Annotated in this window: 12 protein-coding genes; 4 read left to right on the top strand and 8 right to left on the bottom strand. The window is 68.4% G+C overall.

Features of this window, described 5'->3' with window-relative positions:
* Positions 1 to 4 precede the first annotated feature (4 nt).
* From FBZ89_RS29265 to pdxR, 6 genes are all read right to left on the bottom strand, one after another.
* Positions 5 to 1,168, bottom strand: coding sequence for a glycosyltransferase family 9 protein (locus FBZ89_RS29265; protein ID WP_211115408.1), 1,164 nt, complete (start codon positions 1,166 to 1,168; stop codon positions 5 to 7).
* 14 nt (positions 1,169 to 1,182) lie between these two features.
* Positions 1,183 to 3,477 (bottom strand): tetratricopeptide repeat-containing sulfotransferase family protein, encoded by a 2,295-nt coding sequence (locus FBZ89_RS29260; protein WP_145754492.1) that lies wholly within the window; start codon positions 3,475 to 3,477, stop codon positions 1,183 to 1,185.
* 40 nt (positions 3,478 to 3,517) lie between these two features.
* Positions 3,518 to 4,129, bottom strand: coding sequence for an invasion associated locus B family protein (locus FBZ89_RS29255; protein WP_246173013.1), 612 nt, complete (start codon positions 4,127 to 4,129; stop codon positions 3,518 to 3,520).
* Positions 4,130 to 4,492: 363 nt separating this feature from the next.
* Entirely contained in the window at positions 4,493 to 11,080 is a 6,588-nt protein-coding gene (locus FBZ89_RS29250) for an autotransporter outer membrane beta-barrel domain-containing protein (RefSeq protein WP_145754490.1), read from the bottom strand.
* 229 nt (positions 11,081 to 11,309) lie between these two features.
* Complete coding sequence (locus FBZ89_RS29245; RefSeq protein ID WP_145754488.1) at positions 11,310 to 11,855, bottom strand: cysteine hydrolase family protein; 546 nt, start codon at positions 11,853 to 11,855, stop codon at positions 11,310 to 11,312.
* Between the two features lie 228 nt (positions 11,856 to 12,083).
* Complete coding sequence (gene pdxR, locus FBZ89_RS29240) at positions 12,084 to 13,505, bottom strand: MocR-like pyridoxine biosynthesis transcription factor PdxR (RefSeq protein WP_145754485.1); 1,422 nt, start codon at positions 13,503 to 13,505, stop codon at positions 12,084 to 12,086.
* A gap of 124 nt (positions 13,506 to 13,629) precedes the next feature.
* Here pdxR and FBZ89_RS29235 point away from each other — a divergent pair, with 124 nt between their 5' ends.
* From FBZ89_RS29235 to FBZ89_RS29225, 3 genes are all read left to right on the top strand, one after another.
* Positions 13,630 to 14,082, top strand: coding sequence for a carboxymuconolactone decarboxylase family protein (locus tag FBZ89_RS29235; RefSeq protein WP_145754484.1), 453 nt, complete (start codon positions 13,630 to 13,632; stop codon positions 14,080 to 14,082).
* A 188-nt stretch (positions 14,083 to 14,270) separates the two neighbouring features.
* Entirely contained in the window at positions 14,271 to 14,573 is a 303-nt protein-coding gene (locus tag FBZ89_RS31285; protein ID WP_211115407.1) for a peptidoglycan recognition protein family protein, read from the top strand.
* 282 nt (positions 14,574 to 14,855) lie between these two features.
* A complete protein-coding gene (locus FBZ89_RS29225) occupies positions 14,856 to 15,254 on the top strand; it encodes a hypothetical protein (protein WP_145754482.1) in 399 nt (132 codons plus the stop codon).
* A 34-nt stretch (positions 15,255 to 15,288) separates the two neighbouring features.
* Here the strand turns inward: FBZ89_RS29225 and FBZ89_RS29220 are convergent, their stop codons facing one another.
* Positions 15,289 to 16,872, bottom strand: a complete 1,584-nt coding sequence (locus tag FBZ89_RS29220) for an MDR family MFS transporter (RefSeq protein ID WP_186457648.1) — start codon at positions 16,870 to 16,872, stop codon at positions 15,289 to 15,291.
* A gap of 43 nt (positions 16,873 to 16,915) precedes the next feature.
* Positions 16,916 to 18,031 (bottom strand): HlyD family secretion protein, encoded by a 1,116-nt coding sequence (locus tag FBZ89_RS29215; protein WP_246173010.1) that lies wholly within the window; start codon positions 18,029 to 18,031, stop codon positions 16,916 to 16,918.
* Positions 18,032 to 18,241: 210 nt separating this feature from the next.
* Between FBZ89_RS29215 and FBZ89_RS29210 the strand changes: the two genes are divergently transcribed.
* On the top strand, positions 18,242 to 18,826 hold the full coding sequence (locus FBZ89_RS29210; RefSeq protein ID WP_145754478.1) for a TetR/AcrR family transcriptional regulator: 585 nt from the start codon (positions 18,242 to 18,244) through the stop codon (positions 18,824 to 18,826).
* The last annotated feature ends 92 nt before the right edge of the window (positions 18,827 to 18,918 follow it).

Genomic DNA, 18,918 nt, shown 5'->3' with positions numbered 1-18,918 from the left:
ACCGTCAGCCCTTCTTGGCCTTGAACTCCGCCAGCGCCTTGGCCACGTGGTCGATCACCGGGCCCCACTGCCCCCATTCCGTCTGGCGGAACAGGCGGACGGACGGGTACCAGGGTGTGTCGTCACGGTTCTGCAGCCAGCGCCAATCCGGCAGCAGGGGTATCATGACCCAGGCCGGGCGACCCAGCGCGCCGGCCAGGTGCACCGGGGAGCTGTCGATGGAGATCAGCAAATCGACCTCCATCAGGATGGCGGCCGTGTCCTCGAAATCCCGGATCTCCGGGCTGAGGCTGACGACGTGCTTGCCCATGGCAGCGGGCGGGTTCAACGCCTGCTCCTCCTTCGGGCCCTTCTGCACGGAGAACAGGGTGACGCCGTCCTGCGCCAGCGGCGCCAGCATCTCCAGCCCCATGGACCGGTTGGCGTCGTTGAAATGGGTGGGGCGGCCGGCCCAGAGGAAAGCCACCTTCAAGCCCTTGTACTGTTCCAGGCGCTTGCGCCAATGCTCCCGCCGGTCGGGCAGGGCCGACAGGTAGGGCATGGGCTCGCCGGGCAGCTGGCTGAGCTGCAGGCCCATGATCATGGGCAGGCTCATCATCTCGGCGTGCACGTCGAAATAGGGCGGCAGTTCGCCGCGCAGGGTCATCGCATCGAAACCCTTCATGCGGCGGGCCAGGCTGGCCGTCTCATGATTGATTTCCAGGATGACGTTGGCCTGGCTCTTCTCCTTGGCCCAGGCGACCATGCGCATGAACTGGAAGGTGTCGCCATAGCCCTGCTCATCATGGATCAGCAGGGTCTTTCCCGGAATGGGACGGCCGTCCCAGCGCGGGCGCTGAACCTTGCGCTCGATGCGCGTGGTGTGCGCCAGGCTGTAGCGGTAGGCATATTCGCGCCAGCCACGGTCGAACTCCCCCAGCAGCAGCAGGGTTTCCGCCAGGTCGAACCGGGTGGACAGGTGCCCGGGCAGGGCATCCACCAGCATCTCCTGAATGGGCTTGGCCTCAACCACCCGGCCCTGCACGCGCAGGGCCTGGGCCAGCAGGGCCCACAGTGTCACCGGGCCCGTGCCACTGGCCAGCAGGGGCCGGATCATGGCCTCGACTTCGACGCCCCGCCCCGCGATCAGCATGGGCCGGACCTGCTGCTCAAGTTCCTTCATGTCCATGACGGCAGGCCCTGTCAGCTGGCGGCCGGCTTGCGGCGGCTGCGCGCCGGCTTCGCCGCGTCCTCGGCGGCCGGGGCGTCGGCCTTGGCCTTCTTGGGCGCGGGCGCCTCGACCACCGGCTCAGGCGCCTTTTCGGCCTTGGGCGCCGCCTTCTTCGCGGCGGGCTTCTTGGCTGGCGCGGCCGCCGGAGCGTCCACTGAAGCGTCCACTGGGGCGTCCGGGGCGTTGGGGTCGATCCCCAGCGCCGTCAGCAGCGGCGTCAGCTGAGCCGCGAACGGCTTCCAGCGGCCCATGCTGCTGCGGAAGATGGGCTGGCGCACCTGGTTCAGGCTGGCGGTGCGGATGGTGCGCCGGGTCTTGTGGAAGTCCAGGACGGCGGGGTCCCAGTTCAGGCCGATGGCCTCGATCAGGCGGCGGGATTGACCTTCCTGGTCGTCCACCACGTCCTCATACCGCACTTCGATGAAGCGGTCGGCCGGCAGCACGGCGCGCCAATGGTCCATCAGCCGTTCATAGGCGCGGTAGAACTGCCCCAGCTCCGCCAAGTCGTAGGTGAACAGCTGCTCACGCGTGAACAGCTTGGTGTAGCAGGACAGACAGGTGTCCACCGGGTCGCGGCGCACATGGATGATGCGGGCGTCCGGCAGGGCCAGGTTGACGAGGCCGGCGAACAGGAAGTTGGACGGCATCTTGTCCACGACCTTGCGACGGCCGCCGGCCAGGGGGCGGACGAAGTCCAGATAGCGCTGGCCCACGCCGCCGGTGATCTCCGGCGTCAGATGGCCGGCGATCTGGGGATACGGGCCCAGCTGGTTCACCAGGTTGTTGAAGGCCGACAGTTCCCCGGCGGCCGCAACCTGGGGATGGCTGGCCAGGATCTGCTCGATCAGGGTGGTGCCGGAACGCGGCATGCCCAGCACGAACACGGCCTGGTCGCTGCTCGCCAGGTTGGACTTGGCCTTCTTGAAGGCGTCGGCCGGGAAGGCGGCGGCGATGTCGGCCATCCAGCGGCTGGTGGCGTCGGCGTCATAGGCGAAGGTCGCGCGCTTCTGGCGGTTGCCCTCGTTCAGGTAGCCGAAGGCGCGGTCGGCGTCGCCGATGTCCATCCACGCCTTGCCCAGGGCGAAGTTCAGGGCGGTGCGGTCGGTCTGCGACTGCACGGGGTCGGGGCCGTACAGCAACGCTTCCATCTTGGTCACGGCCGGGTCGCCGGCCTGGAAGCGGTGCAGGTCCGACATGTTGAACCACGCGGAGGCGGAGCGCGGGAACTGCGCCACCACCTGCTCGAAGGCGGCCTTGGCCTCGGCCTTGTCGCCGCGTTCCATCAGCAGGACGCCGCGGTTGATCAGGGCCTTTTCCGGGGCGAAGCCCAGGGTCTTGGACGCGCGGTCGAAGGCGGCCAGCGCCTCGTCATGCTGGCCCAGGGCCTGCAGCACCTCACCCAGGACGTTCTGGGCCTCGCCATTGTCGGCCTGCTGCGCCACGGCGCGGCGGGCGTCGGCCAACGCCTCCTCCAGACGTTCCAGGTGACGCAGGGCCGTGGCGCGCACGGTCAGGGCGCCAGCATGCAGGGGGGCGTAGCTCAGCAGCGCGTCGATCCAGCGCAGCGCGTCCTCATTGCGGTTGCGGCCCAGTTCCACCGCCGCCGCGTTGATGTAGGCATCCGACAGGCGCGGGTTCAGGTCGATGGCCTTGCGCGCTGCGGCCAGGGCCTCGTCCGGGCGGCCCAGGTCATTCAGCAGGTTGGCCAGGTTGCTCTGCGCCTCGGCATAGGCCGGGGCCAGGTTCAGGGCGTATTCGTAACGCTGGCGGGCCTGGTCCAGCCGGCCCATGCGCTTCAGCGTGTTGCCCAGGTTGTTGTGCGCCTCGGCATAGTTGGGCTGCAGCGCCACCACCCGTTCCAGGCAGGTCAGGCTGTCTTCCAGCTTGCCGGCTTCCTGCAGGATGATGCCCAGGTTGTTCCAGCCGGCCACCAGGGCGTTGTCCATGGTGACGGCGCGGCGGGCGGCCACCTCGGCCTCGGCCAGCAGGCCGCGCTGGCGCAGCATCTCACCCAGGTTGCTGAGATAGACGGCCGGCACGCGCGGCGCCTGGCAGGCGCGCCGCAGATGGTCGATCGCCAGGTCCAGGTTGCCGTAGGCGTGGGCCATCAGGCCCATCAGGTGCAGGGCGTCCGACTGCCCCGGCCACAGCGCCAGCACATGCTGGCACAACCGTTCGGCCTGGTCGGCCTGGCCAGCGTTCCAGTGGGCGTGGGCCTGGCCCAGCGCCTGCTCAACGGTCATGGTGGTCTGCGGTTGAGTGTTCATGGCTTCACAGCGCTTTTCAGAATGGGTCAGGGCGGGTGGCTTACGGGGTGCGCTTGGGCGGCGCCGGCAGGGCCTTCAGCGCCGCGGCCAGGCCGCTCAGCTGCACGGGGATGTCGACGGCGGCCTTGTCGCCATTGATATAACGCACTGCCAGGACTTTGCCGCCGGTGAAGTGGTCCAACACCTTGCCGTCTTCAAGGTCGGCGGCGGCGACGCACCCGCCCTGCTGGCAGGCGTCGAAGGGCAGAGACAAAGGCTTGTCCTGGTCCACCACCAAGGTGATGCCCGGCTGCAGCAGCACGCCCAAGGGCGTCGCCAGGATCAGGCGCGGCTTGCCGTCGGGGCCGAGATAGCCCACGCGGACATGCAGCATCATGACGTTCTGTGGCGTGGCGATGGCGAACTGCTCGACATAGCAAATCTCGGCGCCGGCATCGGTCTTGGCGCAGCTCTTGGACCACAGCGGGCCCGGTGCCTTGGTCACATCGGCGCCTTTGCCGGCGGCCGGGCCGTTGGCAGGGGCGGGAACGGACGTCGCCGGCGGGGGCGTCTTCACCGGCTCCGCCGCCACGGTGGCGGTGGCCGCCCCGGTGTACGCCGCCAACACGCCGGCCGTCATCGCGACCAACGCCGCCCTCGCCACTATGCTCATCTCGGTACTCCGGCCCCTGCAAGTATGCGGTCTAACCGCTTATAGAATGAAATGGCGGCCTCCCGCCACGTCCTAACTATCGTCCACAGCCTATACGGAAGGACGATAAGGGACTAACCAACAGGGCGATAACAAGGTCAAGCTCTCAAAAGCTTTTTTCGCGTCATTTAGAGGGCGGGCGGCGGTGCCGACGGTAGACCCGGGGGAATCGCCCACCTACCTCTGATCAATTCTGATTAAAAATGAGCGGCCGTCTGTAAAGGGCAAGCGGTTTTTCACACTTTCGCCGAATCTGTGCGGGAATGGTGCCGGGGCGATTCGTTCACACCCGGGCTACACGCGCTGGGATGGATCTCCGCGCCGTCAAAACGCCCAGGTGGCACGCAGGATGCCGGCATGCGCCTGATAATCCCGGCGATATTCCCCGTTGTATTCCAGGCGCAGGCTGACGCTGTCGCCCTGGCGCAGGGTGGCGCCCACGCCGATGGCGACACCGTCGGCGCTGACCTGGGCCGTGGTGCTGGCGAAAGCCACGCCGGCCAGCACGCCCGTGGTGGCGACGGGACCGTTCAGGTAATCGTGGACCCAGGCCACGCGCAGCTCTGGCACCAGGGCGCCCAGCCCCGTATCGAATTGGGTGGCCATCGTCGCCCCCAGCTCTTGGGTGATGTTGCTGGTCACCAGCGCGTCCACGGCCAGGTCGGCCACGCCCGCATCGTGTTCCTGGTACCCGTGGTTGGTCAGGCGCACGGCGCGCAGGCTGTATTGCGGCGTCAGGGTGAAGGTTGCCGTCAGCGGCAGGTCATAGCCCACCGTCACCTTGCCCAGGTATTGTTCCCCCCCATAATTTGCGTTGGCGCGGGCGCCCAGGAAATCGATCCAGCGACGCTGGTCATAATGGTTGTAGCCGAAGCTGACCTGGCCGGCGACGGACAGGCGCTGGTCGGCGACGTCCGGCCGCCAGACGCCGTAGGCCGTCAGCTGATAGCTGCCCGCCCGCGTCAGGCTGTTTGCCGAGACCCCCTGCCCCACCGCCGCGCTGTTCAGCCAGCTGAAGGCCAGGCCGGCCATCACCTGGTCGTCGGCATACCAGTCCGCGCCCAGCACCAGGCCGGCGCTGCTGGCGCGATACCCGGCAGCATCCGCGCTGTTGGCGCGCAGGGCGCCACCGCCAAGGATTTCCCCCCAAATGGCACCCTGCTGACCGCCGGAACCGGCAGCGGCGCCGGTGCCGGCCATCAGGCCCGCCACCGTCTGCTGATGCTGGCTGATGGCGGTGGTGGTGGGCGCCGTCATGGACAGGGTCATCTGCGGCGTCGTCTGGTTGGGCGCAAGCTGCGCCACCGCCAGCCGTTGCGCCATGACCGACAGGCCGGACAGGGGCGTCAGCACCGCCGCCTGGAAGGCCGTGGCCGCACCACCGCCGCTGGCGGCGATGGCGTCCAGTGCCGCGCCCGCCCCCATGGCCGCCCCACCCTGGGCCAGGCCCACCGCGGCATAGCGGGGGCCAGCGGGGGGCGTCGGGGTGGCCGTGCCGCCACCGGTGCCCGTCCCACCCGTATTCCCTGTGCCACCCGTGTTGCCCGTTCCGCCGTCCGTTCCCCCGGTGCCGGTCCCGCCCGTGCCGGAGCCGCCCGAACCCCCAGTGTCGGTCCCGCCGCCGGTCGACCCGCCGGTTGAGCCCCCCGTATTCCCGCCACTGGCATTTCCGCCGCCGGCATTTCCACCCGTATTGCCGCCCGTCGTGCCCGTGCTGGCGGCATTCAGGGTCAGCACCAGCTGGGTGTGGCCGCCGCTGGTCACGGTGGAACTGGTCACCGTGTAGCCGGCGGCCGTGAGGGCCAAGGCGCCGGTGCTGAGCCCGCCTCCCGCCGACACGATGGTGTAGCTGCCGGCCGTCAGCGCCCCGCCGGCCGTGGGCTTCAGCGTCACGGAGCCACCCGCCAGGCTGGCGCTGCCGCTGATCACCAGGCTGCCGTAGCTGCTGGTGGAGGCGACTCCGATCACCAGGCCGCCACCGGTCTGGCTGTAGCTACCAGTGATGTTGATGGCGCTGTTGATCAGCAGGGTGGCGCCGCTGTTGACCACGCCGTGCGTGCCGACATCCAGATGGTCGTTCAGCAGCAGCGTGCCGGAAATGAAGCGCACATCGGCCAAGCGGCTGGTGATGGAGCCCAGCCGCCCGCCGGCGCCGGTCAGCGTGCCGGGGGCATCATCCGTGCCCCCGCTGATCACCAGGGGGGTGGCTGACTGGTTCACGATGTCACCGGCGATGATGCCGCTGTTGGCCAAGGTGCCCAGGGCGCCGCTGGCCGCAATGTACAACGCCGTGGCGCCGCCGGCGGTATTGGTGAGCGTTCCGGAAATGTCGAGCTTGTCCAGACCGCCGCCGACATAGTCGTTGCCGGCCACGGCCAGCAGATCGGTACCGCTGGCGGCGCCCGTGGCCGACAGGCCGGCAACGCCGCTGGTGACCGTGGCGCCCGCGTAGCTGGACCCCACCCCGCCGTGGATCAGGGTGACGCTGTCGCCCACCTGGTAGGTGCCGCCGGCGCCCACCCCGGCCGAAACCACGCCGCCCGTCACACGGGCCGCGTCGCTGACGCTCAGCACGTGGCCGGCGGCGGCCAGGGTGCCCGCCGCCTGGGTGTAGGCGCCGGTGATGGCCACATCGCGGGACAGGGCGATGTTCGCGCCGCCATTGGTCACCGTGTGGCCGGTGGCGTCGATGGCGTCGCCCAGGCTGAGGTCGCCAGCGGCGAAGACCAGGTTGCTGAGGCTGTTGTGGATGACGCCGCCGGCGAGCGTGCCCACCGTACCGCCACTGCCGCCCGTCACGACCAGGTCGTTGGCGCTGGCGTTCACCACGTCGCCCAGGATGGCGCCGGTGTTCGCCAGGGTGCCCAGGCTGCCGGCCGGCGTTATCATCACCGCCGTGGCGGCCGACAGCACGCCGCTGTTGGTCAGGGTGCCGAGGGTGCCGCCGATATAGTCGCTGACCAGCGTCAGCACCAGGTCGGTCGCGGCCCCGCTGGTGGTTGTGCCAAGGGTGGCGGTGAAACCGCTGGCGGCGGCGGTCAAGCCTGTGGCGGTCAGGCTGCCGGCCGCCACGATGGTATAGCTGTCCCCCACCAGCAGGTTGGATCCGGCCATCGCCGCCACGGCCACGGTGCCGCCGGTCAGGTTGGCCGCCCCGCCGACGACCAATCCACCCATGGAGGTCCCGCCGATGCCCGCCGCCAGGGTGCCGCCCGTCTGGGCATAGTTGCCGGTCACGCTGACGATGCTGGTCAGCAGCACCGACGCCCCGTTATTGACCAGCGTGTGCCCGGTCACGTCCACTGCGTCGTTCAGCAGAAGGCTGCCGGACGACAGCACCACGTCGGCGCCGGTGCTCACGATGGCCCCTTGCACGCCGGCCAGCCCCGTCAGGGTGCCCATGGCACCGCCGCCGCCACTGATGCTGAGCGTGTTGGGGGAGGCGTTGACGATCCGCCCCGCGATCACGCCGCTGTTGCCGACGGCGCCGATGCCGCCGCTGGTGTACAGGGCAATCGCGCCGGTGATCAGGCCGCTGTTGGTCACGGTGCCGATGGTGCCGGCGTTGTAGAGGCCGCGCGTCACGCCGCTGAGGGTGCCCTGGTTGCTGAGCAGGCCGACGGTGCCGAGGTTGGCGACGGCCGCCACGGTGCCCATCAGGGCGCCGGTGTTGCCGACGGTGCCCACGCTGCCCGTGGCCGCGACGTGGACGGCCGTGGCGGCCGTGATCACGCCGGCGTTCGCCAGCGCCGGCAGGGCGCCGCCGACATAGTCGTTGGTGGCCGTGGCCACGAGGTCCACCCGCCCGCCGACAGTCATCGCCGCCGCAGCCACCGACAAGCCGGTGACGCCGACGTCCACCGCCACGCCGCCATAGCGCGATGCCGTGCCACCCGCGACCAAGGTGCCCGCCACCTCTCCCGCCATCCGGTTGGCGGTGGCGGACAGGCGGGTGGTCACCATGCCGCCGGTCAGTTGCGCCGTCTCCGTCACCACCAGGGTGTTGCCGCCCAGCGCCAGGGTGCCACCGGTCTGGCTGTAGTTACCGGTGATGGTCAGCGTGCCGCCCAGCGCCACGGTGGCGCCGGCGTTGGCCACCGTGTGCCCGGCGGCGTCGATGGCGTCGTTCAGCAGCAAGGCGCCGCCGGCCAGGACCACGTCGCCGCCGCTGCGCAGCAGTCCCGGGCCGCCCGCCAGGCCGGTCAGCGTGCCGATCGCGCCCCCCAGGCCGCCGGCGATGGTCAGGGCGTGGGCGGCGGCGTTGACGATGGTGCCGGCGATCACCCCGCTGTTGACCACGGTGTCCAGCGTGCCGGCGCCGTAGATCGCATAGGCCGTTCCCTGCAGGGTGCCGCTGTTGTTCAGGGTGCCCAGGCTGCCGGTCACGGCGATGTGGACAGCCGTGGCGGCCGTGATCACGCTGCCGTTCTCCAGCGCCGGCAGGGTGCCGCCGACATAATCGTTGGTGGCCGTGGCCACCAGGTCCACCCGCCCGCCGATGGTCATCGCCACCGCCGCCGCCGCCAGGCCGGGGACGCCGACATCCACCGCCACGCCGCCATAGCGCGATGCCGTGCCACCCGCGACCAAGGTGCCCGCCACCTCTCCCGCCATCCGGTTGGCGGTGGCGGACAGGCGGGTGGTCACCATGCCGCCGGTCAGTTGCGCCGCCTCCGTCACCACCAGCGTGTTGGCGCCCAGCGCCAGGGTGCCACCGGTCTGGCTGTAGTTACCGGTGATGGTCAGCGTGCCGCCCAGCGCCACGGTGGCGCCGGCGTTGGCCACCGTGTGCCCGGCGGCGTCGATGGCGTCGTTCAGCAGCAAGGCGCCGCCGGCCAGGACCACGTCGCCGCCGCTGCGCAGCAGTCCCGGGCCGCCCGCCAGGCCGGTCAGCGTGCCGATCGCGCCCCCCAGGCCGCCGGCGATGGTCAGGGCGTGGGCGGCGGCGTTGACGATGGTGCCGGCGATCACCCCGCTGTTGACCACGGTGTCCAGCGTGCCGGCGCCGTAGATCGCATAGGCCGTTCCCTGCAGGGTGCCGCTGTTGTTCAGGGTGCCCAGGCTGCCGGTCGCCGCGATATGGACGGCCGTGACGGCCGAAAGCGCGGCGGTATTGGCCAGGGAGCCCTGGGCGTCGCCGACGTAGTCGTTGGCCGCCAGCGCCAGCAGGTCGGTGCCGGCCGCCTGGCCCGCCAAGGCAAGGCCCGCCATGCCGCTGGCGACGGTGACGCCGGCATAGCTGGATCCGGCGCCGCCCTGGACCAACGTACCCACGGTGGCGCCCACCCGATAGGTAGCCGTGGCCGTGGGCGACGTCATGACCGTGCCGCCGCTGATCAGGGCGGCACCGCCGACCACCAGCCGGGCGGTGGCGGTGGCCAGATCCAGCCCGCCTTGCGCCTGGGCATAGGCGCCGGTGACACTGACCACCGTGTCCAGCACCACGGCGGCGCCGGCGTTCACCAGGGTGTGGCCGCCGACATCCACACCATCGTTCAGCAGCAGGCGCCCGCCGCCCAGCACCACGTTGGCCAGCGTGCTGGACACCATGGCCTGGCCGCCGTTGGTGCCGGTGTAGGTGCCCAGGACGGAACCGCCCGCCAGCGTCAGGACATCCATCGACAGGTTCACGAGGTTGCCGATGATGGTGCCCTGGTTGACCACGCCGGCCAGGGTGGCGCCGCTGTTCAGCCGCAGGGCGATAGGGCCGACGATGGTGCCGCTGTTGGCGATGGTGCCCGTGGTGCCCGACAGATCCAGCGCGAACCCCGTGCCGCTGATCAACCCGCTGTTGGTCACCTGGCCCAGGCTGGCGGCGTTGGCGATGGCCTTGTAGCCGCTGAGGGTGCCGCTGTTGTCCAGCAGGGCCAGGGTTCCCTGGCCGTTATAGATCGCCTCCCCCCGGCTGCTGGTCAGGGTGCCGCTGTTGCTGAACGTGCCCACGGTGCCGGCGTTCACCAGGCCGTCGCTGCGGCCGATGATGGTGCCGCTGTTGATGACGCTGTCCAGCGTGCCGGCATTGTCCAGGCCGGTGAGCAGGGCGTAGATGGTCGCGCCGTTATCCACCGTGCCGATCCAGCCCCGGTTCAACAGCCCGGCCTGGGTGCCGCCGCTGAGGGCGCCGGTATTGATCAGCGTGGCGATGCTGCCGTCGTTCCACAGGCCGGCCTGGCCGGCGATGAGGCCGCTGTTGCTGAGCAGGCCGACGCCACCCAGGGTGCGGATGTACAAGGCGGTACTGGCGGCGTTGATGATGCCGCCGTTGTCCAGCCGGCCGATCGTCCCCTGGTTCATCAGGGCGATGACCGGCCCCTCGATGGTGCCGGTGTTGCCCAGGCTGCCCATGGTGCCGGCGTTGACCACGCCACCGGAAAAGCCACTGATCAGCCCGCCGTTGAGGACGGTGCCGATGCTGCCGCTATTCAACAGCGCGTGCCGGCCGAAGCCGATGCCGTCGCCGATGCGGCCCCGGTTCACCAGGGTGCCGATGCTGCCCCCGTTGTAGAACGCCGTGGAACTGGCGCTGAGGCCGCCGCTGGCGGTGATGCTGACGCTGGCGATGGTGCCCTCATTGCGCACCGCCATGCCCGATGCCTGGATGGTGCCGTTCTGCACCAGCGCGCCGATGCTGCCTTGGTTCAGCACGCCAAAGGTTCCGGTCAGCGTGCCGTCATTGGTCAGGGTGGCGATGGTGCCGGTGTTGGCGATGCCCGCCACGGTGCCGCCCGTCACTGTGGCCGTGCCGGCAACCAGCAACGCCCCCAGCGCGCCGGCGTTGGCATAGCCGATGGTGGCCCCGGTGAGCGTGACATCCTGCGCCCGCGCCGATCCCGCCACCAGCGCGACACCCACCGCCAGCAAGGAGGACCCGCCCTTCAGCAGCCGCGCCGCCGTGCCCGAATGAAGCCCCATATGGCCCTCCCCGCCCTGATCTTGGCGCGCCCTTGAGCGGGCGCCGCCCCTTTCAAGCGTGCCGGGGTTGGCCTTGGCCTGTGATCAAACGGTGATCCGCGGGCGCGAAAAGGAGGGGGATCAACAAATCTGCGTCTTTTCCATCACTTGTCCCTACCTGGGTATTTTGGAGAGCGGCGGATGGGCAGGGTCAGAACCCCTGTCAAAACCCCCGGGTCAAAACCCCCAGTCAAAACCCCACCGCCGCCGCCGCCATGACCTGGGCGAAGGGCCCGCCCAGCGTCAGGTTGTGGTGGTGGATGATGGCGCCCGCGGCCAGGGCCGGCGTATCGATCGTCGTATGGGCGTCGCCGGCCAGCACGGCCTCGAAGCCCAGGTCACGGGCGGCGCGGCAGGAGGCGTCGACGCAATATTCAGTCTTCATGCCCGACAGCACCACGCGGCCGATGCCATGGTCGCGCAGCAGGGCCGCCAGCTCCGTGCCGGCGAACACACTGGGCCGCGACTTGCGCACCACCAGATCGCCGGCCTGGGGCGCCAGCTGTTCCACCAGCTGCCAATCAGCGGAGCCTGGGGCGGCGCGCGACCCTTCCGGGCCGTCATGCTGGACCAGGACCACCATGCCGCCGGCCTTGCGGGCGCGGTCGGCCATGTCCTGGATGCGCACGACCACGCCGGCGCCGCCATGGGGCGGCACGGGGCCATGCACCAAGCCCACCTGCATGTCGAGGATGATGAGGGCGGAGGAGGAACGACGGGAGTGTTGGGGTCTCATGAGGGGCTCCGTTCAGGTTTGGAACGGAGGCGCCTCTGGCCATCTCCCCCGTCCCGTTAGGGCGGGGGTTGCGGAACGACCTGGCCTTACGCCGACAAGCCCATCCCGCACCGCCCGCCGATGGCGGTGGTGGTGATGGTTTTGGTGGTCAGGGCGACCACGAGGATGGCGGACAGGGCGTTCATGACCGGCACCATGCCGGGGTCGGGGGATGGGCGTCAAGCCCCCTTATCCGAAGCGTGCCACCAGCTCCGCCAGTCGTCCGCAATCGGCGGCCAGGTGGCGGTCATTCAGGTTGGTGACGCCCAGCAGCAGGCCGGCCTGGTGGTTGCCCTCGTCCACGTACCACGGCGACAGCGGCACCGGCGCCATGCCGAAGGCCAGGGCCTGGTTGGCGATGGCCGTGTCCCGGGTACCGGGGGGCAGCGACACCACGACCGACAAGCCGGCTGTGGCCCGCACCGGAAGCAGGCCATCCAGGGTGCGCAGCAGCGCGGCCCGCCGGGCGGCGTACAGCCGCTTCATGCGCCGCAGGTGGCGCAGGTAATGCCCCTCGGTCAGGAAGGCGGCGACGGCCCGCTGCACCGGGGCCGCCGGGGCCGGCGACAGGCAGGCGGCCACGTCGCCGAAATGGCCGGCCAGGGATGCCGGCACCACCAGGAAGCCCAGGCGCAAGGCCGGGCTGATGGTCTTGCTGAAGGTGCCCGCGTGCAGCACACGGGCGTCGCCGCCCGCCGCGTGGTCCACCGCCGCCAGGGCCGGCGCTGCCCGGCCGGCCAGTTGCAGCTCGCTCAGGTAATCATCCTCCAGCACCCAGGCGCCGGTGTGGCGGGCCCAGTCCAGCAGGGCGATGCGGCGGGCCAGCGACAGCGCCATGCCCAGGGGCGCCTGCTGCCCCGGCGTCACCACCGCCAGGGCGGCATCACGGGCCGCCACCACCCCGGCGGCCACGTCCAGCCCCTCGCCGTCCACCGGCACGGGCACCGGCCGCATGCCGGCCAGCGACAGGGCCGTGCGGGTCAGCGGGAAGCCCGGTTCCTCCATCCACGCCGCCCTGCCCTCCAGCCCCAGGGCGCGGACGGCGAGGTTGAGAGCGCCGGCATAGCCGTTGGTCACCAGCACCTGGCCCGGCACGCATTGGATGCCGCGGGCGATTGCGAGATAGGCGGCGATCGCGTGCCGCAGCTCGGGATGGCCGCGCGGATCGGGATAGCCCACCGGCGCCTGGGCCGCCGTGCGCGCCGCCCGCGCCAGGACGCGGGACCATTGCGTGTAGGGAAAGGCGTCCTGGGCCGGGACGCCCATCTGGAAGGCCAGCGGCGTGCCCTCGAAATCGTGGAAGAGGGCCGCCATGGGCAGCGTCTCCGCCGGCGGCGACACCGGCGGCAGGTCGGGCACCGGCCAGCGCGCCACCCGGGTGCCGGCCGCCCCCATGCCCACCACCAGCTGCTCGTCCATCAGCCGCTCATACGCCACTCGCACGGTGCCGCGCGCCACGCCCAGCTGGGCCGCCAAGTCGCGCCAGGACGGCAAGCGGGCGCCGGCGGCCAGACGGCCGCCCAGGATGGCCTGGCGCAGGGCGCCCTGGATCTGGGCCGCCAGCGGCATCGCCGCCGCCCGGTCCAGGACAATGGAAAGGTCGGTGTCCATGGACCATCATGGTACAGTCTTTTTGATTGTTCTTGGTGCTGTTTCCTGATCCATGCCGAGCGCATCTTCTGGTCATCGGCCTCGCGCCATCCAGAACCGACAGACAGCCATAAGGAAACGGATCATGACCCTGCGCCTCGACTACACCAACGCCTCTCCCGCCGGCATGAAGGCCTTGGGCGGCGTCTATGGCCACATCACCCAGAGCGGCCTGCCCGCCCAGCTGGTGAACCTGGTCTACCTGCGCGTCTCGCAGATCAACGGCTGCGCCTACTGTATCGACATGCATTCCCGCGACCTGCTGAAGGGCGGGCTGGACGTGGAAAAGCTGGTGCTGGTCCCGGCCTGGCATGAGGCCGGCGCCCTGTTCACGGAGCGGGAGCAGGCGGCCCTGCGCTGGGCGGAGACGGTGACCCGCGTGGCGGAGACCGCCGTGCCGGACGTGGAGTTCCAGGCCGCCCGCGCGCAGTTTAGCGACAAGGAACTGGCCGACCTGACCATCGCCATCGGCCTGATGAACGCCTACAACCGCATGGCCATCAGCTTCCGCGCCGTGCCGGCCGCCGCCAAGGTTTGAGCGGCCCATTCATGCCAACAGTCGGACGGCATCGCGGGCTACTGCCTGGACGTGCGGCTGGAACTGTTCTGATCCAAAACCGTCCCCTATCCTCTCGCGGCAGCGGAGTTGTCAGGCTTTCCGCCCGACACAACCTCGACGGTGTGCTTCGCCGCCATGAGGCATGATCTCGGGCCAGGAACTGGAAGATGATGATCGACGCTGAAGGCTGGGTAGTGGATCCCAAAGTAACGCGGAAACCGTTCCCGAATCTCAATCATGGGAAAATGACGGTTATCAGTGGAATAATCGTCCACCAGACAGCCTCGCCCACGGCTGAGGCCACATTCAACAGCTACAGTGGGGCAAGCCCGAATGGGGCCCATTTCCTGATCGATAAAGATGGTACCGTATACCAGACCGCATCCATCAAATGGAAACTGTGGCATGTTGGCAAAATCAAACCTCGCTGTATTCTCGAAACACCTGCCCCGCCACCGAAATCGACCTGATCGCGGGCAACAATTATTCGAAGATTAACGAAATTGAGAAGAAGAAACCCTTCCCCGAACGGTTTCCGATGAACGATGACTCCATCGGAATAGAAGTCGTTTCCGCAGAGATAAAAAAAACGGCCTCAATGGTTCGAATTTTGAACCCTGCACAGATGATCAGAACAAATCATTGCATTGGATTGTAGGGAATTTCAAAGAAATTCTAAAATACCCAACGATAAAAATATATCGCTATCCGGACGTTTCATATAAAAACAAGCACGAAGCGGAGACGGCAGCATGGTGAATCGGCTTATTCATACCGTCGTCGCGATCATGGTGATCTCACCCCAAATCGCCACCGCGAAGGTCAAGACAATCGACATCAAATCAGTTTCGATGGAAACAAAGGGCATATTCGAAGGCGACGAGAAAGATAAGGCTTACACACCCAATTGTGACACTAGAGAACTAACGAACGGCAAGGCGCTGAAGTGGTTTGGAAAATCACACGAGGAGCCCGGCTATGGCTTTAATGAAAAGGCGACGGTGACTGGTTGCGTGTTCAAGGGCCATTTAACGACAGCTGACGGCAGAACCCTTGAATGGAAACTCGATGTCGGTGGGACCGGCTACATATTGTTGTCCGGAACGGACAATAAGGTACTGCAGCTTATCGGCCCGGAAATCCCCAGATAGCTTCACGCGATTAACACGCCAGACGCTACGCTTCTCAATGCGCCCCCGCGCCGCCGCCGCTGGTCTTCTTCATCATCAGGGCCGCCACCAGGGCCAGCACCAGGGCACCGCCCATGAGGTAGAAGGCGTCGCTGTAGGCCAGCAGGAAGGATTGCAGCTTCACCGACTTGGCTATGGCCTGCACCGCCTGGTTCCAGGCCAGGTCAGGATCGACGCCACCCACGGACAGGAAGCGTTCCTGCAGTTGCTGGATACGGTCGGCCGTCGCCTCGCTTAAGCCGCTCACATGGGTGGTGATGACGGTGGAGTGGAACTGCTCCCGTTTGGTCAAGATGGTCTGCAGGCCGGCGATGCCGACCGAGCCGCCGAGGTTGCGCATCATGTTGAACAGGGCGGAGGCGGAGCCGGCGTTCTCACGCTCGATACCGCCGGTGGCCAGCGCCGACAGGGGCGTCATCACCAGGGACTGGCCCACGGCGCGGACCACGTTGGGCAGGACCAACTGGTCGGCGGCGTAGTCCTTGGACAAATGGATGTTCAGGAAACAGCTGGCGGCGAAGAGGACGAAGCCCACGCCCACCAGCAGGCGGGCATCGAACCGCTTCATCAGGAAGGGCACGAAGGGGATGATGAGCAGCTGGGGAAAGCCGGTCCAGGCCAGCACCTCGCCCACCTGTTCCGAGTTGTAGCCCTGCATCTGCGACAGATAGCTGGGCAGCAGGAAGACCGAACCATAGAGCGCCATGCCCAGGATGATGTTGCTGACGCTGCCCAGGCCGAAATTGCGCCGGGTCAGCAGCCGCAGGTTCAGCAGCGGGTTGGCCACCGTCAGCTCGATCCACAGGAAAGCACCCAGCGACAGCACCGCCACCACCGACAGCTTCACGATGAAGGGGGAGCCGAACCAGTCGTCCTTGTTGCCTTCCTCCAGCACCGTCTGCAGGGCGGCCAGGCCGATGGCCAGGGTGGCGATGCCGGGCCAATCCCCCTTCTTCAGCAGCGACAGCTTCATGGGGGCCGACGGCAAGGTGGGGAACAGGGCCGCCAGCATGACGGCACCCGGCGCCACGTTGACGTAGAAGATGTACTGCCAGCCGTAGGTCTGCGTCAGGTAGCCGCCGATGGTGGGGCCGATGGCGGGCGCGAAGGTGGCGGATAGGGCGAACAGCGCAAGGCCGATCGGCTGCTTCGACCGAGGCAGCATGGTCAGGGTGATGGTGAAGGCCAGCGGGATCAGCACGCCGCCGAAGAAACCCTGCAGGGCGCGCAGCAGGATCATCTGCTGCAGGTTGCCGGCGAAGGCGCAGGCCACCGACAACACTAGGAACAGGGCCGTGTTGGCCAGCAGGTAACGGCGCAGCGAGAACACCGGCACCAGGAAGCCGGTGAGCGGGATGACCACGATCTCCGCCACCAGATAGGAGGTGGAGATCCAGCCGCCGTCATCGATGCCGGCGCCGATGGCGCCCTGGATGTCGGGCAGGGAGGCGTTGGTGATCTGGATGTTCAGCACCGCCATGAAGGCGCCGATCATCGACCCCACCACCGCCAGCCAGGTCTTGAAGCTGGTGGGTGCTTCAGCCCCGGCCGGCGCGGCCTGTGATACTGCGTTTGCCATGACCCTCACTCCTAAAAGCGGCGGGTTAAGCCGGGACGGGCTGTCAATCCGCGTCCTTCGTATTGATGGTGGGTTCCACGGACATGCCGGGGCGCAGCTGCACCGCGCCCTTGCCGGCGGCGGCGTAGGCATCCAGCGTGATCTTCACCGGCACGCGCTGGACGATCTTGGTGAAGTTGCCGGTGGCGTTGTCAGCCGGCAGCAGCGCGAACTTCAGCCCGCTGGCGGGGGAGATGCTGTCCACCCGGCCATGGACGACGACGCCGGGATAGGTGTCGACGGCGATGTCCACCGGCTGGCCCGGCTTCACATCGGTCAGCTGGGTTTCCTTGAGGTTGGCGACAACATAGACCTGCTGCAGCGGCACCACCGCCATCAGCTGCGTGCCCGCCTGGACATAGCGGCCGACGCGGACGGAGCGGGCGCCCACCACGCCGTCCACCGGGGCGGTGATGGTGGCGTAGCCCAGGTTCAGTTCGGCCTGGTGCTCCGCGGCGCGCGCCTGGTCCACCTCGGTCTCCGCCGTGGCCTTCTGGGTCTTCAGCACCTCCACCTGCTGGCGGGCGGCGACCAGGCCGGCCTCGGCCGTGCTGAGGTCGGCATCCGCCTGTTGGCGCACGGAGGTCGCCTGCTGCGCCTTCTGCGCGCTGCCGGCACCGGTGGTGACCAGCTGGTTGAAACGGTCGCTGTCCTGGCCGGCGAAGGTGGCCGCCGCCTTGGCCGACACCCGGCGGGCGGCGGCCTGGTCAATCAGGGCCTGCTGCAGGGTGATCTGCGCCTGGATGTTGGCCACCTTGGCCTCCGCCGTCTGGCGGGCGGCCCGGGCCTGGTCCAGCGCCGTCCTCAGGTCCTTGTCATCGATGACGGCCAAGGGCTGGCCCGCCTTGACCACCTGGTTGTCGTCCACCAGCACCTTGGCGATATAGCCGGAAACGTGCGGCGCGATGGTGGAGGCGTCGGCATCGACGTAGGCGTCGTCGGTTTCCACCAAGAACCGGCCGGTGCGCCAATAGTCCAGACCATAGTGGCCGGCGCCGGCCAGGGCGGCGATGCCGACACCGGCCAGCAGGATGCGCTTGAGGATGCCCCCCGCACGGGCACCGGCGACACGGGTATCGGTGATGGCGGGGGCAGTGGCGGTATCAGTGATGTCGACCATGGAACTCTCCTGAGGGACCAGAAGGGGCGGTTTCAGATTTCGATACAAGTTGGACCGTTTCGTAATTCGCGAGCAGCGCCGCCTTTGAATACGAGACATACCGTGTCGTAATGCCTCACCCCCCTCGCCCCGCCCCCAAATGGAGCCTATGGTGAGGTGACTAATGCCCGTGCGGGCGTGAAGCCCCGGACCAGTGCTGAGGAGAACCCCATGGCCCCCGTCGGTCGCCCCCGCAGCGACGCCAGCCACGCCGCCATCCTGAAGGCGACCTATGAGCTGTTGCGGGAAGAGGGGCTGGCGCGGCTGACCCTGGACAAGGTGGCCAGCCGGGCAGGCGCCTCGCGCAGCACGCTGTATCGCTGGTGGCCCAGCCGGGGCGCCATCGCCATGGAGGCAACGCTGGACATGCTGAACCAGGAACTGTCGCTGGAACCCAAGAGCGACAACGCCCTGGCGGAGTTTCGCCGGCTGCTGAAGTCGGTGGCGCGGGCCATGCGGGGCAGCACCGGTCCCATCATGGCCGGCATCCTGGCGGAATGTCAGCGCGACCCGGAAACCCTACGCGTGTTCAAGGAGAACCTGGTGGCCCCCCGCCGGGCGGAGGTGGTGCCCCTGCTGGAACGGGGCATCCAGGACGGGTCCATCCGCCCCGGCGTGGCGCCACACACCATCCTGGACCTGACCTTCGGCGCCATTTACCACCAGCTGCTGCTGCACGTGCCTACCGATGATGCCTGGATGGACGGCGTCATCGACATCCTGGTGAACGGCATCGCCGCCAAGCCGGCGGCCTAATACCATGTGTGGACGGCCCCGCCGAAACAAGGTGTTGGCGTAAGATTTTGTTTGGGTTGAAAGCGGTCATGTGTCCGGCCTTTGTGCGCGGT

Origin of the sequence: Nitrospirillum amazonense (assembly GCF_007828045.1) — a bacterium.
GTDB classification, from domain to species: Bacteria; Pseudomonadota; Alphaproteobacteria; order Azospirillales; family Azospirillaceae; genus Nitrospirillum; species Nitrospirillum amazonense_C.
This window is presented reverse-complemented; position numbering and strand designations above follow the sequence as displayed.

Bases quoted from the DNA above. Each gene is read 5' to 3' on its own strand.
- FBZ89_RS29210 (WP_145754478.1), top strand. From the start codon at position 18,242: ATGGCCCCCGTCGGTCGCCCCCGCAGCGACGCCAGCCACGCCGCCATC.
- FBZ89_RS29255 (WP_246173013.1), bottom strand. From the start codon at position 4,129: ATGAGCATAGTGGCGAGGGCGGCGTTGGTCGCGATGACGGCCGGCGTG.
- FBZ89_RS29245 (WP_145754488.1), bottom strand. From the start codon at position 11,855: ATGAGACCCCAACACTCCCGTCGTTCCTCCTCCGCCCTCATCATCCTC.
- pdxR (WP_145754485.1), bottom strand. From the start codon at position 13,505: ATGGACACCGACCTTTCCATTGTCCTGGACCGGGCGGCGGCGATGCCG.
- FBZ89_RS29225 (WP_145754482.1), top strand. From the start codon at position 14,856: ATGGTGAATCGGCTTATTCATACCGTCGTCGCGATCATGGTGATCTCA.
- FBZ89_RS29235 (WP_145754484.1), top strand. From the start codon at position 13,630: ATGACCCTGCGCCTCGACTACACCAACGCCTCTCCCGCCGGCATGAAG.
- FBZ89_RS29220 (WP_186457648.1), bottom strand. From the start codon at position 16,872: ATGGCAAACGCAGTATCACAGGCCGCGCCGGCCGGGGCTGAAGCACCC.
- FBZ89_RS29260 (WP_145754492.1), bottom strand. From the start codon at position 3,477: ATGAACACTCAACCGCAGACCACCATGACCGTTGAGCAGGCGCTGGGC.
- FBZ89_RS29215 (WP_246173010.1), bottom strand. From the start codon at position 18,031: ATGGTCGACATCACTGATACCGCCACTGCCCCCGCCATCACCGATACC.
- FBZ89_RS29265 (WP_211115408.1), bottom strand. From the start codon at position 1,168: ATGGACATGAAGGAACTTGAGCAGCAGGTCCGGCCCATGCTGATCGCG.
- FBZ89_RS29250 (WP_145754490.1), bottom strand. From the start codon at position 11,080: ATGGGGCTTCATTCGGGCACGGCGGCGCGGCTGCTGAAGGGCGGGTCC.
- FBZ89_RS31285 (WP_211115407.1), top strand. From the start codon at position 14,271: ATGATGATCGACGCTGAAGGCTGGGTAGTGGATCCCAAAGTAACGCGG.